The 14,570-nt window shown below is 60.4% G+C and carries 12 protein-coding genes; 7 read left to right on the top strand and 5 right to left on the bottom strand.

Annotation, left to right across the window (positions count from 1 at the left end):
* Positions 1-12: 12 nt before the first annotated feature.
* Complete coding sequence (locus BLR20_RS12435) at positions 13-795, top strand: iron-containing redox enzyme family protein (protein WP_032612209.1); 783 nt, start codon at positions 13-15, stop codon at positions 793-795.
* Between the two features lie 27 nt (positions 796-822).
* Here BLR20_RS12435 and BLR20_RS12440 read toward each other — a convergent pair whose 3' ends face one another.
* The 5 genes from BLR20_RS12440 to BLR20_RS12460 form a co-directional block, all read right to left on the bottom strand.
* Positions 823-1,749, bottom strand: coding sequence for a GGDEF domain-containing protein (locus BLR20_RS12440; protein WP_024640836.1), 927 nt, complete (start codon positions 1,747-1,749; stop codon positions 823-825).
* A gap of 207 nt (positions 1,750-1,956) precedes the next feature.
* Positions 1,957-2,697 carry a YciK family oxidoreductase gene (locus BLR20_RS12445; protein WP_054993533.1) on the bottom strand — a complete coding sequence of 247 codons (741 nt, stop codon included), beginning with the start codon at positions 2,695-2,697 and terminating at the stop codon, positions 1,957-1,959.
* Positions 2,698-2,709: 12 nt separating this feature from the next.
* Positions 2,710-3,381 (bottom strand): N-acetylmuramic acid 6-phosphate phosphatase MupP, encoded by a 672-nt coding sequence (mupP, locus tag BLR20_RS12450; RefSeq protein ID WP_032612205.1) that lies wholly within the window; start codon positions 3,379-3,381, stop codon positions 2,710-2,712.
* A gap of 3 nt (positions 3,382-3,384) precedes the next feature.
* The gene (ubiG, locus tag BLR20_RS12455) at positions 3,385-4,083 is read right to left on the bottom strand and encodes a bifunctional 2-polyprenyl-6-hydroxyphenol methylase/3-demethylubiquinol 3-O-methyltransferase UbiG (protein WP_003369710.1); all 699 of its coding nucleotides are present in this window, start codon (positions 4,081-4,083) and stop codon (positions 3,385-3,387) included.
* Between the two features lie 85 nt (positions 4,084-4,168).
* Positions 4,169-5,500, bottom strand: coding sequence for a TRZ/ATZ family hydrolase (locus BLR20_RS12460; protein ID WP_054993534.1), 1,332 nt, complete (start codon positions 5,498-5,500; stop codon positions 4,169-4,171).
* 120 nt (positions 5,501-5,620) lie between these two features.
* Between BLR20_RS12460 and mtnA the strand changes: the two genes are divergently transcribed.
* From mtnA to cmk, 6 genes are all read left to right on the top strand, one after another.
* A complete protein-coding gene (gene mtnA, locus BLR20_RS12465) occupies positions 5,621-6,697 on the top strand; it encodes an S-methyl-5-thioribose-1-phosphate isomerase (RefSeq protein WP_010433617.1) in 1,077 nt (358 codons plus the stop codon).
* 304 nt (positions 6,698-7,001) lie between these two features.
* Entirely contained in the window at positions 7,002-9,782 is a 2,781-nt protein-coding gene (gene gyrA / locus BLR20_RS12470) for a DNA gyrase subunit A (protein ID WP_054993535.1), read from the top strand.
* A gap of 204 nt (positions 9,783-9,986) precedes the next feature.
* Positions 9,987-11,072 carry a 3-phosphoserine/phosphohydroxythreonine transaminase gene (gene serC, locus BLR20_RS12475; RefSeq protein WP_054993536.1) on the top strand — a complete coding sequence of 362 codons (1,086 nt, stop codon included), beginning with the start codon at positions 9,987-9,989 and terminating at the stop codon, positions 11,070-11,072.
* A complete protein-coding gene (pheA, locus tag BLR20_RS12480) occupies positions 11,072-12,166 on the top strand; it encodes a prephenate dehydratase (protein WP_010433626.1) in 1,095 nt (364 codons plus the stop codon). The genes serC and pheA overlap by 1 nt, the downstream gene beginning before the upstream one ends.
* A 57-nt stretch (positions 12,167-12,223) precedes the next feature.
* On the top strand, positions 12,224-13,828 hold the full coding sequence (locus tag BLR20_RS12485) for a prephenate dehydrogenase/arogenate dehydrogenase family protein (protein ID WP_010433628.1): 1,605 nt from the start codon (positions 12,224-12,226) through the stop codon (positions 13,826-13,828).
* Positions 13,825-14,514: a (d)CMP kinase gene (gene cmk, locus BLR20_RS12490; RefSeq protein WP_002554563.1), complete on the top strand. Its 690-nt coding sequence runs from the start codon at positions 13,825-13,827 to the stop codon at positions 14,512-14,514. Before BLR20_RS12485 ends, cmk begins: the two co-directional genes overlap by 4 nt.
* Positions 14,515-14,570 lie beyond the last annotated feature (56 nt).

Raw genomic sequence — 14,570 nt, forward strand, 5'->3', positions numbered from 1 at the left:
GGAGATACCCCAGTGATCGATGCTTTCGATAGAACCGGTCCGCTCATGGATGCCAGCAGTTATCCGGCCTGGGCGCAGCAGTTGATCAAGGATTGCAGCGCTGCAAAAGCACGGGTGGTCGAGCACGAGTTGTACCAGCAGATGCGTGACGCGAAGCTGAGTCCGCAGATCATGCGCCACTACCTGATCGGCGGGTGGCCAGTCGTTGAGCAATTCGCGGTGTACATGGCCAAGAACCTCACCAAGACCCGTTTCGGTCGTCATCCTGGTGAAGACATGGCGCGCCGCTGGCTGATGCGCAATATCCGCGTCGAACTCAATCATGCCGACTACTGGGTGAACTGGTGTGCGGCCCATGAAGTGACGCTTGAAGACTTGCATGATCAGCGAGTAGCACCCGAGTTGCATGCGCTGAGCCACTGGTGCTGGCAGACCAGCTCTTCGGATTCGCTGGCAGTGGCTATGGCGGCAACCAACTACGCCATTGAAGGGGCGACCGGCGAATGGTCGGCCGTGGTCTGCTCCAGCGGCGTTTACGCGGAAGCGTTTCCCGAAGAGACCCGCAAGAAAGCCATGAAGTGGCTCAAGATGCATGCACAGTACGACGACGCGCACCCTTGGGAGGCGCTCGAGATCATTTGTACGTTGGTGGGTAACAAGCCGAGTGTGCAATTGCAGGCCGAGCTGCGTCAGGCCGTTACCAAAAGCTACGACTATATGTACCTGTTTCTTGAGCGTTGCATGCAGCTGGACAGGGTCAAGCCGCGAGGACGTGTTGCCGCGCTGGAGGCGTAGGGGCGGGCGAGAAGACGGGAGAGAGTGCTAGCTTGCCATGGCGATACGATTGCGGCCTTCGCGCTTGGCGACGTACAGAGCATTATCGGCACGGCGCAGCAGGCTGTCGGCTGTTTCAGTCGGCAGCAGTGTCGAGCAGCCCAGGCTGACAGTCATGGTCAATGCCGGGCTAAGCTCGCGAAACTCTAGATTTCGCACGGCCTGGCACAGTCGCTGACCAATCAGTTCGGCAGAATCGGCGCCAGTGTTGGACAGAATTACCACGAACTCTTCGCCGCCATAGCGGAACACCCGATCGATATTGCGCAATTGTGCTTTGAGGCTCTGTGCGACGGTTTTCAGCACATCGTCACCGGTGTGATGACCGTATTCATCATTCACTTTCTTGAAGTGGTCGATATCCAGCATCAGCAGGGACAAGGGTTGCTTGTGGCGACGTGAAATCTCGATTTCACGGGCCAGGCCCTGATCCATGGCGATGCGGTTGCCGGTGCTGGTCAGCGGGTCGCGCAGGGCGGTCTGAGTGGCAATGCGGTACAGCAGCGCATTCAGCAAAGGGTACACCAGGCACACCAGCAGGGATTCGAGATCGCTCAGTTGACGCGTGTCGAATGGCCTGGAGCCCTGAAACTCCAGTTCGCCGATGCATTTGCCTTCGTGACGCAGATGAAAACTGGCGCTGTCGGATGACATCTCGCCCAGGCGCAGGTGCAAGTCGCTTTCGATATGTCGATACATCAGACCGCTCAATGGCAGGAACCGTTGTACGCCTTGAAAGAACAAGGTCAGTATCCGCTCGGCTTCCAGACTGGTCTGCAATTGTCGCCCAAGCTGGTAGATCAGCTCGGGCAGTGACGGGGGGGGAAGCACGGCGTCAGGTCGATTTCTAAAACCGAGGCGTTGCAGTTCAGCCGTATCGAAGTCGATTGCATGGGTCTGGGTAGGAAAATTCATCTCTTCGCTCCTCAGCACATATTGCTGGCTTGGCTGGGTTAGAGGGGACGTGGCGCCATTCGGTTCATTTTTGGCCAGACTTATTAAAATCAGTGGTTTAGCTGACGCCATCTCTCTGACAGTGGCGCCAGATCGGCAATTCATTGACTTTAAAAGCCGCTTGAAACGGCCTTTGTGACGGTTTTTCGTCACAACAGTCTTCTTATGTCACTGAGCATTCAATGCCTGCCCGTTGATGCCTTTGCTGTCCGGCCCAAGAAGGTACAGATAGACAGGCATGATCTCTTCGGGTGCCGGATTGTTCTGCGGGTTTTCATCCGGATAGGCCTGCGCGCGCATGCCGGTCCGGGTTGCGCCCGGGTTGATGCTGTTGGCGCGTACCGTACTGACGCCTTCCAGCTCGTCAGCGAGGGTTTGCATCAGGCCTTCGGTGGCAAACTTCGACACGCCGTAAGCGCCCCATTGCGCGCGTCCCTTGCGGCCCACGCTGCTGGAGGTGAAGGCTATCGACGCATCCTCCGAACGCTGAAGCAGCGGCAGCAGTGCCTGAGTGAGCATGAAGGTGGCATTGACGTTGACGTGCATGACCTGCATGAAGTCTTCGCCGGGCAGATGTTCCACTGAAGTGCGCGGTCCGATGATCGAGGCATTGTGCAGCAGCCCGTCAAGACGGCCGACGGTGCGCTCGATCATGGCTGCCAGGGCGTGGTACTGCGCAGGGTCGGCGCTCTCCAGATCGAAGGGGATGACCAGCGGCTGCAGCAGACCTGCTGCCTTTATATCGTCATGGACCTGAACCAGGCTGGCTTCGGTCCTGCCCAGCAGCAACACGGTGGCGCCATGCGCTGCACAGGCTTTGGCGGCTGCGGCACCGATGCCGCGAGCGGCGCCGGTAACCAGAATGATCCGGCCCTTGAGCAGTTCCGGGTGCGCGGAGTAATCAAACATGTAAAGCCTCGTTTAGCAGCTGCACAGTGCGTTATCCAGCACCTTGCGCAATTCCAGCGGATGATCGACCACCACGTCGGCGCCCCAGTGATCGGGGTTGTCGTCGGGGTGGATGTAGCCGTAGCGCACCGCGGCGGTTTTAGTGCCGGCGTCGCGCCCGGACTCGATGTCGCGCAGATCGTCGCCTACGAACAGAACACTGGCCGGGTCCAGGTCAAGCATCCGGCAGGCCAGAATCATCGGTTCCGGGTGTGGCTTGCTGTGTGTGACATGGTCAGGGCAGATCAGCAGCGCCGAGCGTTCCGCCAGGCCGAGCCGCTCCATGATGGGCTGAGCAAAGCGCACCGGCTTGTTGGTAACCACTCCCCAGATCAGGCCGGCCTTTTCGATGTCGGCCAGCAGTTCGTCCATACCGTCGAACAGTTTGCTGTGGACGGCGCAGTCACGCTGATAGCGTTCCAGAAACTCCAGGCGCAATGCCTCGAATTGTGGATCCTCGGGGGACATCGCAAAGCTGGCCGCGACCATAGCTCTGGCGCCGCCGGAAACTTCGTCGCGGATCAGTTTTTCCGGCACCGCAGGCATGTTGCGATCGGCAAGCATTGCCTGGGCGATTGCGATGAAGTCCGGTGCGGTGTCGAGCAGGGTGCCGTCCATGTCGAATAAAACTGCTCTCAGGCGCATCTGTCATGCCTCCCGCAGGGTCTGGATCATGTAGTTGACGCCAACATCGGAGGTCAACTTGTAGTGCTTGGTCAGCGGGTTATAGGTCAGACCGATGACGTCCTTGACCTGCAGGCCGGCATCACGGCTCCAGGCGCCCAGCTCGGAAGGGCGGATGAATTTCTTGAAGTCGTGGGTGCCGCGCGGCAGCAGGTTGAGGATGTATTCGGCGCCGACCACGGCGAACAGATAGGCTTTCGGGTTGCGGTTGATGGTCGAGAAGAACACCTGGCCGCCAGGCTTGACCATGCGGTAGCAGGCGCGGATCACCGAGGATGGGTCCGGTACGTGCTCGAGCATTTCCAGGCAGGTCACCACATCGTATTGCTCGGGCATTTCTTCGGCCATGTCCTCGGCGGTGATCTGCCGGTACTCGACGCTGACACCCGATTCGAGCTGATGCAGCTGTGCGACTGCCAGCGGCGCTTCGCCCATGTCGATGCCAGTCACCGTCGCGCCGCGCAGGGCCATCGCCTCGCTGAGGATGCCGCCACCGCAGCCGACGTCCAGCACCTTCTTGCCCGCCAGACCGACACGCTCGTCGATCCAGTTGACGCGCAGCGGGTTGATGTCATGCAGCGGCTTGAATTCGCTTTCGCGGTCCCACCAGCGATGGGCCAGGGCCTCGAATTTGGCGATTTCTGCGCGGTCGACGTTGCTCATGGGTGTCCCTCTTGAACTCAAAATTCTTTTTCATCAGTCAGACTTATAGATAAGCCTGACTGGCATGTGTTCGGTCCGAATCGAATTATTCGGCTTTACCGGAAATACGTTGACCCCACGCAATCGCGGTATCGCGCAGTGCGTGTTCATCCATACGGGTCAGTTGGCGAGCGTCGAGCAATTGCTTGCCGGCCACCCAGACATGGCTCACGCAATCGCGGCCAGTGGCATATATAAGTTGCGATACCGGGTCGTAGACTGGCTGCTGGGCCAGACCCGACAGGTCGAAAGCAACCATATCCGCCGCCTTGCCGATCTCCAGCGAGCCGGTCTCGGCCTGAATACCCAGGGCGCGCGCGCCATTCAGCGTCGCCATACGCAGCGCGCGGTGTGCATCCAGCGCCGTGGCCGAGCCGTCGACAGCCTTGGCCAGCAAGGCGGCAGTGCGGGTTTCGCCGAGCAGGTCCAGGTCATTGTTGCTGGCGGCGCCGTCGGTGCCCACTGCAACGTTCACGCCGGCCTGCCACAGTCGTTCGACCGGGCAGAAACCGCTGGCCAGCTTGAGATTGGATTCGGGGCAATGAATAACGTTGGTATTGCTTTCCACCAGCAGGGCCAGATCATCGTCGCTGATCTGCGTCATGTGCACGGCCTGGAAGCGAGGTCCGAGCATGCCCAGCCGGTTGAGGCGGGCGAGGGGGCGTTCCTGGCGCTGTTCGACAGCCTGCTCGACTTCAAATGCGGTCTCGTGGACGTGCATCTGGATCATGGCGTCCAGTTCGTCGGCGATAACCCGGACCTTCTCCAGGTTCTCGTCGCCCACGGTATAGGGCGCATGCGGGCCGAAGGCGATCTTGATGCGTGGATGGTGGGCAAGGTCGTTGAACAGTTCGATGCCGTTGTGCAGGGCTTCAGCCGTGGTGTGGGCGCCTGGAATCGGAAAATCCAGCACCGGGACGGTGATCTGCGCGCGCATGCCGCTGACGTGGACGCGTTCGGCGGCCACTTTGGGGTAGAAATACATATCGGAGAAACAGGTGATGCCGCCCTTGAGCTGTTCGGCGATGGCCAGATCGGTGCCGTCACGCACGAAGTCTTCATCGACCCACTTGCCTTCGGCAGGCCAGATATGGTCCTGCAGCCAGGTCATCAGTGGCAGATCGTCGGCCAGCCCGCGAAACAGGGTCATCGCCGCATGGCCATGGGCGTTGATCAGGCCGGGGCTGAGCAGCATGCCGGGCAGTTCCTGAACCTGCACGGCGTTTTGCCGCAGCGCTTCGGCGCGTGGGCCTATATAGACGATACAGCCATCGCGAATGCCGATGCCGTGGTCCTTGAGCACGACGCCTGCGGGCTCGACCGGCACCAGCCAGGCGGGCAGGAGCAAAAGGTCGAGCGGTGCTGTAGCGTTCGGCATGAGAAGGTTTCCATCGTTTATTACGTTGATGACGAAGTATACCCGAGCGTCTTCGCAGGCGGCTCGCTATAATCAGCGGCTTTTGATGCTGGGTTTCGGATGTTCAAGATGGAGTTGGCGATGCGCGATCGAATGTTGGCTGCGGAGAAAGTTAAGGCCATCGATTGGCGGGACGACGCTCTGTACCTGCTGGACCAGCGGGTACTGCCGTTCGAGGAAGTCTGGCACCGCTATACCACCGCCGAGGGAGTCGCCGAAGCGATTCGCACGATGGTCGTGCGCGGGGCGCCGGCCATCGGCATCAGTGCCGCCTATGGTGCGGTGCTGGCCGCACGTGCGCGTATCGCGCAAGGTGCAGACTGGTATCCGGCGCTGGAAGAGGACATGCAGTTGCTGGCCGATTCACGCCCGACGGCAGTGAACCTGTTCTGGGCGCTGAACCGGATGCGTGATCGTCTGATGCGCGTGAAGGATGGCGATGACCCGCTGGCAGCCCTCGAGGCCGAAGCCGTGGCTATTCACCTGAGCGACCGCGAGGCCAATCTGACCATGGCGCAGCTGGGTGCCGACCTGATCCGCAAGCATCAAGGCAACCTGCAGACGGTGCTCACCCACTGCAATACCGGGGCGCTGGCCACGGGCGGCTTCGGCACGGCGCTTGGCGTGATTCGCGCGGCGCATCTGGAAGGCATGATCGAACGGGTCTACGCCGACGAAACCCGGCCCTGGCTGCAGGGCTCGCGGCTGACCGCATGGGAACTGGCCAATGAAGGCATCCCGGTGACCCTGAACGCAGATTCCGCCGCCGCGCACCTGATGCGCACCAAGGGCATCACCTGGGTCATCGTCGGCGCCGACCGCATCACCGCCAACGGCGACGTTGCTAACAAGATCGGCACCTATCAGCTAGCCGTCGCCGCCATGCACCACGGGGTGCGCTTCATGGTGGTGGCGCCGAGCTCGACCATCGACATGGACATGGCCAGTGGCGACGACATCATCATTGAAGAACGTGACGGCCGCGAACTGCTCGAAGTGGGCGGTCAGCGGGTCGGTGCCGAGGTCGAGGCCTTCAACCCGGTGTTCGATGTGACGCCGGCAGACCTGATCGATGCCATCGTGACCGAAAAGGGCATTGTCGAACGCCCCGATACCGCACGCATGGCGCAATTGATGAGCCGTAAACACCTTCACTGATGCTCACAGGTCCGACCCATTGCCGCTGTGCAATGCGGCTGGGCGGGCCTGTAAGCGTTTCTCAGGCGTGTTATGCGTCTGTGGCTCGCTTTCAGCGCCTGCAAAGGATGTGAGCGCCTCGGCGATTGTGGTAATATCCGGCGGTTATCGGGGACACTGATTGTGGTCACCCACGCTGCGTAGATTCATGGCATAACTCGTTGATTTGTCGTAAGTCGCTGCCCTGCACATGCTGGCAGCGGCGAGCTTCGTATACCCCGAATGGGTTTGCGAGGTTTCACCAGAAAAAGGAATCAGGCTTCTCATGGGCGAACTGGCCAAAGAAATCCTCCCGGTCAATATCGAAGACGAGCTGAAGCAGTCCTACCTCGACTACGCAATGAGCGTAATCGTCGGTCGGGCACTGCCCGATGCGCGCGACGGCTTGAAGCCCGTGCACCGGCGCGTGTTGTTCGCAATGAGCGAGCTGGGTAACGACTGGAACAAGCCGTACAAGAAATCCGCCCGTGTGGTTGGTGACGTGATCGGTAAGTATCACCCGCACGGCGATACGGCTGTGTACGACACCATCGTTCGTATGGCTCAGCCATTCTCGCTGCGCTACCTGCTGGTAGACGGTCAGGGCAACTTCGGTTCGGTCGACGGCGACAACGCGGCCGCCATGCGATACACCGAAGTGCGCATGACCAAGCTGGCGCACGAGCTGCTGGCCGACCTGCACAAGGAAACCGTGGACTGGGTGCCGAACTACGACGGCACCGAGATGATCCCGGCGGTGATGCCGACCCGTATTCCCAACCTGCTGGTCAACGGCTCCAGCGGTATCGCCGTGGGCATGGCGACCAACATTCCGCCGCACAACCTCGGTGAAGTCATCGACGGTTGCCTGGCGCTGATCGACAACCCCGAGTTGACGGTCGACGAGTTGATGCAATACATCCCCGGCCCGGATTTCCCGACTGCCGCGATCATCAACGGTCGCGCCGGCATCATCGAAGCCTATCGTACGGGCCGCGGACGCATTTATATGCGTGCGCGCTCCATCGTCGAAGACATCGACAAGGTCGGCGGTCGCCAGCAGATCGTCATCACCGAGCTGCCTTACCAGCTGAACAAGGCGCGTCTGATCGAGAAGATCGCCGAGCTGGTCAAGGAAAAGAAACTCGAAGGCATCACCGAACTGCGCGACGAGTCCGACAAGGACGGTATGCGCGTGGTCATCGAGCTGCGTCGTGGCGAAGTGCCTGAGGTTATCCTCAACAACCTTTACGCCCAGACCCAGCTGCAAAGCGTTTTCGGTATCAACATCGTTGCCCTGATCGATGGTCGCCCGCGCATCCTGAACCTCAAGGACCTGCTGGAAGCCTTCGTTCGTCACCGCCGCGAAGTGGTTACCCGCCGTACCGTGTTTGAACTGCGCAAGGCGCGCGAACGTGGCCACATCCTTGAAGGTCAGGCGGTTGCGCTGTCCAACATCGACCCGGTCATTGCCCTCATCAAGGCCTCTCCGACGCCTGCCGAAGCCAAGGAAGCGCTGATCAAGACGCCTTGGGAATCGAGCGCAGTGGTCGAGATGGTCGAGCGTGCCGGTGCCGATTCGTGCCGCCCCGAGAACCTCGATCCGCAATACGGTCTGCGTGAAGGCAAGTATTTCCTGTCTCCGGAACAGGCTCAGGCCATTCTGGAATTGCGTCTGCACCGCCTGACCGGTCTGGAGCACGAGAAGCTGCTGGGCGAATACCAGGAGATCCTCAATCAGATCGGCGAGTTGATCCGCATCCTGAACAGCGCCACGCGCCTGATGGAAGTGATCCGCGAAGAACTGGAACTGATCCGCTCCGAATACGGCGATGCCCGTCGCACCGAGATTCTCGATGCACGTCTGGACCTGACGCTGGGTGACCTGATCACCGAAGAAGAGCGTGTGGTGACCATTTCCCACGGCGGCTATGCCAAGACTCAGCCATTGGCGGTCTATCAGGCTCAGCGTCGTGGTGGCAAGGGCAAGTCGGCCACCGGCATCAAGGATGAGGACTACATCGCTCACCTGCTGGTCGCCAACAGCCACACCACGCTGCTGATGTTCTCCAGCAAGGGCAAGGTCTACTGGCTCAAGACGTACGAGATCCCGGAAGCGTCCCGCGCTGCTCGTGGTCGTCCGCTGGTCAACCTGTTGCCGTTGAGCGACGGCGAATACATCACCACCATGCTGCCGGTCGACCTCGAAGCCATGCGCAAGCGTGCCGATGAGGAAGGCGAGGCGCTGGAAGGCGAGCTGGACGACGCGGAAAACAGCAGCGAGAGCGAAGAAGAGCGCAAGGCCCGTATCAAGGCTGCCGACAAGAAGAAGGCTCCGTTCATCTTCATGTCCACCGCCAACGGTACCGTCAAGAAGACCCCGCTGGTTGCATTCAGCCGTCAGCGCAGCTCGGGCCTAATCGCCCTTGAGCTGGACGAGGGCGACATCCTGATCTCTGCGGCCATTACCGATGGCGAACAGGAAATCATGCTGTTCTCCGACGGTGGCAAGGTGACCCGCTTCAAGGAATCCGATGTGCGCGCCATGGGCCGTACCGCTCGCGGTGTTCGTGGCATGCGTCTGCCAGAAGGGCAAAAGCTGATTTCGATGCTGATCCCGGAAGAAGGCAGCCAGATTCTTACCGCTTCCGAGCGTGGCTACGGCAAGCGTACGGCCATTTCCGAGTTCCCCGAGTACAAGCGTGGCGGTCAGGGTGTTATTGCCATGGTCAGCAACGAGCGTAACGGCCGTCTGGTCGGCGCGGTTCAGGTGCTCGATGGCGAAGAAATCATGCTGATTTCCGACCAGGGCACGCTGGTTCGTACCCGCGTCGGTGAAGTGTCGAGTCTGGGTCGTAACACCCAGGGCGTTACCCTGATCAAGCTGGCCAGCGACGAGAAACTGGTCGGTCTGGAGCGTGTTCAGGAGCCGTCGGAAGTCGAAGGCGAAGAGCTTGAGGGCGAAGAGGTTGTCGACGGCGTGATCGTCGATGTTGCTGAAGTGGACGATGCCGGTGAAGACCTGCAGGCGGATGCTGCGTCAGACGAAGACGAACCACAGAACTAAGCGGTAACGTAAATCAGGTAAGGGCTGGCTCGTCTGTGCATGCATCTGCATTCCAGGCAAGTCCAGCCCTTGCGGCATTCGGCCAGCCCGGCGGCCGGAGCAAAATTCCCGCAAGGAGCTGCCAGTCGCTGCGGCGTCTGTCTGCTCGTGGCAAGCAACCAGAAACAAGCGCATACAGACCCAACGTATTTGACGAGAGTGGATATGAGCAAGCGAGCCTTTAACTTCTGCGCAGGTCCTGCTGCGCTTCCTGAAGCTGTTCTGCTGCGTGCCCAGGCGGAACTCCTCGACTGGCACGGCAAAGGCCTTTCCGTCATGGAAATGAGCCACCGCAGCGATGAGTTTGTCTCCATTGCCACCAAGGCCGAGCAGGATCTGCGTGACCTGCTGTCCATTCCTTCGAATTACAAGGTGTTGTTCCTGCAAGGCGGTGCCAGCCAGCAGTTCGCCCAGGTTGCGCTGAACCTGCTGCCTGAAAACGGCAAGGCCGACTACATCGACACCGGTATCTGGTCGCAGAAGGCTATCGACGAGGCGTCGCGCTACGGCGCGATCAACGTCGCGGCCAGCGCCAAGGCCTACGATTACTTTGCCATTCCCGGCCAGAATGAGTGGAAGCTGTCCAAAGACGCGGCTTACGTCCACTACGCGCCAAACGAAACCATTGGCGGCCTGGAATTCAACTGGATTCCGGAAACCGGCGACGTGCCTCTGGTAGCCGACATGTCTTCGGACATCCTCTCGCGTCCGCTGGATATCTCGCGTTTCGGCATGATCTACGCCGGTGCCCAGAAGAACATCGGCCCCAGTGGCATCGTGGTGGTGATCATTCGCGAAGACCTGCTGGGCCGCGCACGCTCGCTGTGCCCGACCATGCTCGACTACAAGGTCGCTGCCGACAATGGCTCTATGTACAACACGCCGCCGACCCTCGCCTGGTACCTGTCCGGGCTGGTCTTCGAATGGCTGAAAGAGCAGGGCGGTGTCGAAGCGATCGGCAAGCGCAACGAAATCAAGCAGCGCACGCTGTATGACTTCATTGACGCCAGCGAGCTGTACAGCAATCCGATCAACAAGCCTGATCGTTCGTGGATGAACGTGCCGTTCCGTCTGGCTGACGATCGTCTCGACAAGCCGTTCCTTGCCGGTGCCGATGCAAACGGGCTGCTCAACCTCAAGGGCCATCGCTCGGTGGGCGGCATGCGTGCCTCCATCTACAACGCAATCGATATCAACGCCATCAACGCGCTGGTGGCCTACATGAAAGACTTCGAGAAGGAGCACGGCTGATGTCCGAGCAAGAACTCAAGGCGCTTCGCGTCCGTATCGACAGCCTCGATGAGAAGGTTCTGGAGCTGATCAGCGAGCGTGCCCGCTGTGCCCAGGAAGTGGCCAGGGTCAAGATGTCCTCGCTGGCTGAAGGTGAAGTGCCTGTGTTCTATCGTCCGGAGCGCGAAGCTGCGGTGCTCAGGCGAGTCATGGACCGCAATCGCGGTCCGTTGAGCAACGAAGAAATGGCGCGTCTGTTCCGCGAGATCATGTCTTCCTGCCTCGCATTGGAACAGCCGCTCAAGGTCGCCTATCTTGGCCCTGAGGGTACGTTCACCCAGGCCGCCGCGATGAAGCATTTCGGCCACGCAGTCATCAGTCTGCCGATGGCAGCAATTGACGAAGTGTTTCGCGAAGTGGTCGCCGGTGCCGTGAATTTCGGCGTGGTTCCGGTGGAAAACTCCACCGAAGGCGCGGTCAATCACACCCTCGACAGCTTTCTTGAACACGACATGGTGATCTGCGGCGAAGTCGAACTGCGCATTCACCACCATTTGCTGGTGGGCGAAAGCACCAAGACGGAAAGCATCACGCGCATCTATTCCCATGCTCAGTCACTGGCCCAGTGCCGTAAATGGCTGGATGCCCATTACCCGAATGTCGAGCGCGTCGCCGTTGCCAGCAACGCCGAAGCCGCCAAGCGGGTCAAGGGCGAGTGGAACTCGGCGGCCATCGCCGGCGATATGGCGGCAGGTCTGTACGGCCTGACCCGTCTGGCGGAAAAGATCGAAGATCGTCCGGACAATTCCACGCGCTTTCTCATCATCGGCAATCAGGAAGTCCCGCCGACCGGCGATGACAAGACCTCCATCATCGTGTCGATGAGCAACAAGCCGGGCGCGCTGCACGAGCTGCTGGTGCCCTTCCACGAGAATGGCCTGGACCTGACGCGGATCGAGACCCGTCCTTCGCGCAGCGGCAAGTGGACCTACGTGTTCTTCATCGACTTCGTCGGGCATCACAAGGATCCGCTGGTCAAGGCGGTGCTGGAGAAAATCAGCAGTGAAGCCGTGGCCTTGAAGGTCTTGGGTTCCTACCCGAAGGCGGTTCTCTGAGTGCGCTGTCCATGATTCGTTTGTTTTTTACCTTGCCGGGCTGCCAGGTATGTTCGCGTGGTTGAAGTGATTGCAGAGCAGTCAGTACGTCCCGTTATAGGTCGTCTGGTGGTTGTCGGGCTCGGGCTGATCGGTGGTTCCTTTGCCAAGGGCGTGCGCGAAAGCGGCCTGTGTCGCGAGGTGGTCGGCGTCGACCTTGATCCACAGTCACGACAGCTGGCGGTCGAGCTGGGTGTCGTGGACCGTTGTGAGGCTGACCTTGCCACTGCTTGCCGTGGCGCGGACGTGATTCAACTGGCGGTGCCGATACTGGCCATGGAAAAGCTGCTTGCGCTGCTGGCGCCGATCGATCTGGGTCATGCAATCCTGACCGATGTCGGCAGCGCCAAAGGCAATGTGGTGAGGGCTGCGCGTCAGGCGTTCGGGCATATGCCGTCGCGCTTCGTGCCCGGTCACCCGATTGCCGGTTCCGAGCAGAGCGGCGTCGAGGCGTCCAACGCGGCGCTGTTTCGCCGCCATAAGGTCATTCTCACGCCGCTGGCTGAAACCGACCCTCAGGCGCTGGCGGTTGTCGACCAGTTGTGGTCAGCCCTTGGGGCCGACGTAGAGCACATGCAGGTCGAGCGCCATGATGAGGTGCTGGCTGCCACCAGCCATCTGCCGCATCTGCTGGCATTCGGTCTGGTCGACTCACTGGCCAAGCGCAATGAAAACCTGGACATATTCAGGTATGCCGCAGGCGGGTTTCGTGACTTCACGCGTATCGCAGGCAGCGATCCGACCATGTGGCATGACATTTTCATGGCCAACCGTGATGCCGTACTGCGCACATTGGACAGCTTTCGCACCGATCTCGACGCCTTGCGCGACGCAGTGGATGCCGGTGACGGCGCGCAGTTGATGGACGTATTCACCCGTGCGCGCGCAGCGAGGGAGCACTTCGGCAGAATCCTTGCCAGCCGTGCCCGTGTCGATACCACACCTGGCGAGCCGCGTGAAATTCACGGCGGATCTGCAGAGGGTGTCAGTCATCGCATCAAGGGGCCGGTGGATGTGACCTCGGCGGTGCTGTTCATGGTCGCCACGTCGATCAGTGAAGGTTGCGACCTGCTGCTGGAGGACGTTCCTGTCAGTTCCTCGTGCGAGGGTGCGATCGATATTTTGCGCCTGATGGGCGGCGATATCGTGCTGCAGAATGTCCGCAAACTGGCGGGTGAACCGGTCGCGGACCTGCACGTACGCTCGACCCGGCTCAAAGGCGCTGACATCCCCGAAGCGCTGGTGCCGCTGGCGCTGAATGCATTTCCGGTGCTTCTTGTTGCCGCAGCCTGCGCAGAAGGGCGTACCATTCTGCGCGGCGCGCAGGCCCTGCAAGCCGATGAGTCGGAGTGCGTCAGGCTGATGGCCGACGGCTTGCTGGCTCTCGGCATCGAGGCCGAGCCGGTGCTGGATGGCATCATTATCGAAGGCGGTGCGCCGGGCGGCGGCGAGGTTGATGCTCGCGGTGATCAGCGTATCGTCATGGCGTTTCGCGTTGCATCGTTGAGGGCTTCGGCGCCCATCCGTATTCAGGCGTGCGCGGATGCCGCCGCATTGTTTCCCCATTTTCTGGCGCTGTGCGCTCAAGTTGGCATGCGTGTAGCGCAAGAGGACAAAAAGTGAAAATCAAAGCTCCTGTTATTACCATCGACGGACCCAGCGGTTCCGGAAAGGGCACTGTCGCCGGATTGCTGGCCAGGAAACTCGGCTGGTGCCTGCTCGACTCCGGTGCGCTGTATCGCCTGCTGGCTTTTGCCGCGCGCAATCACGGCGTCGACCTGACCAATGAAGAAGCGCTCAAGCTTCTGGCCGCTCATCTGGATGTTCAGTTCGAAGCGACTGCGGCAGGGCAGGGGCAGCGCATCATTCTCGAAGGCGAGGACGTCACCCACGCGATTCGCAACGAACAGGTCGGCAGTGGCGCATCGCAAGTGGCCTCGCTGCCGGCGGTACGCGATGCGTTGCTGTTGCGCCAGCGCGCGTTTCAGGAAGAGCCTGGCCTCGTCGCGGACGGTCGCGACATGGGCACAGTGGTATTCCCGGATGCACCGCTGAAGATATTTCTCACCGCCAGTGCCGAGGAGCGTGCGCGTCGACGTTACTTGCAGTTGAAGGCCAAGGGCGATGATGTTAGTCTGTCGAGTCTGCTAGATGAGATATGTGCACGCGACGAGCGTGACACCCAGCGAGCGGTAGCACCGCTGAAGCCGGCGCACGACGCCATACAGCTGGATTCCACTGAATTGTCCATCGAACAGGTGCTGGAACGCATTCTGAGTGAAATCGCGCTTCGCGGTATTGCCGGATGACGAAGAAGCGTGTGGGAGACCAGTCATAGTCCCGCAGGCTTTCTTTTACTTGAACG

This window comes from Pseudomonas congelans, from assembly GCF_900103225.1.
In the GTDB taxonomy this organism is placed as follows: Bacteria; Pseudomonadota; Gammaproteobacteria; order Pseudomonadales; family Pseudomonadaceae; genus Aquipseudomonas; species Aquipseudomonas congelans.

Coding starts and splice junctions, on each gene's coding strand:
- BLR20_RS12440 (WP_024640836.1), bottom strand. CDS start 1,749: ATGAATTTTCCTACCCAGACCCATGCAATCGACTTCGATACGGCTGAA.
- BLR20_RS12445 (WP_054993533.1), bottom strand. CDS start 2,697: ATGTTTGATTACTCCGCGCACCCGGAACTGCTCAAGGGCCGGATCATT.
- mupP (WP_032612205.1), bottom strand. CDS start 3,381: ATGCGCCTGAGAGCAGTTTTATTCGACATGGACGGCACCCTGCTCGAC.
- ubiG (WP_003369710.1), bottom strand. CDS start 4,083: ATGAGCAACGTCGACCGCGCAGAAATCGCCAAATTCGAGGCCCTGGCC.
- BLR20_RS12460 (WP_054993534.1), bottom strand. CDS start 5,500: ATGCCGAACGCTACAGCACCGCTCGACCTTTTGCTCCTGCCCGCCTGG.
- mtnA (WP_010433617.1), top strand. CDS start 5,621: ATGCGCGATCGAATGTTGGCTGCGGAGAAAGTTAAGGCCATCGATTGG.
- gyrA (WP_054993535.1), top strand. CDS start 7,002: ATGGGCGAACTGGCCAAAGAAATCCTCCCGGTCAATATCGAAGACGAG.
- serC (WP_054993536.1), top strand. CDS start 9,987: ATGAGCAAGCGAGCCTTTAACTTCTGCGCAGGTCCTGCTGCGCTTCCT.
- pheA (WP_010433626.1), top strand. CDS start 11,072: ATGTCCGAGCAAGAACTCAAGGCGCTTCGCGTCCGTATCGACAGCCTC.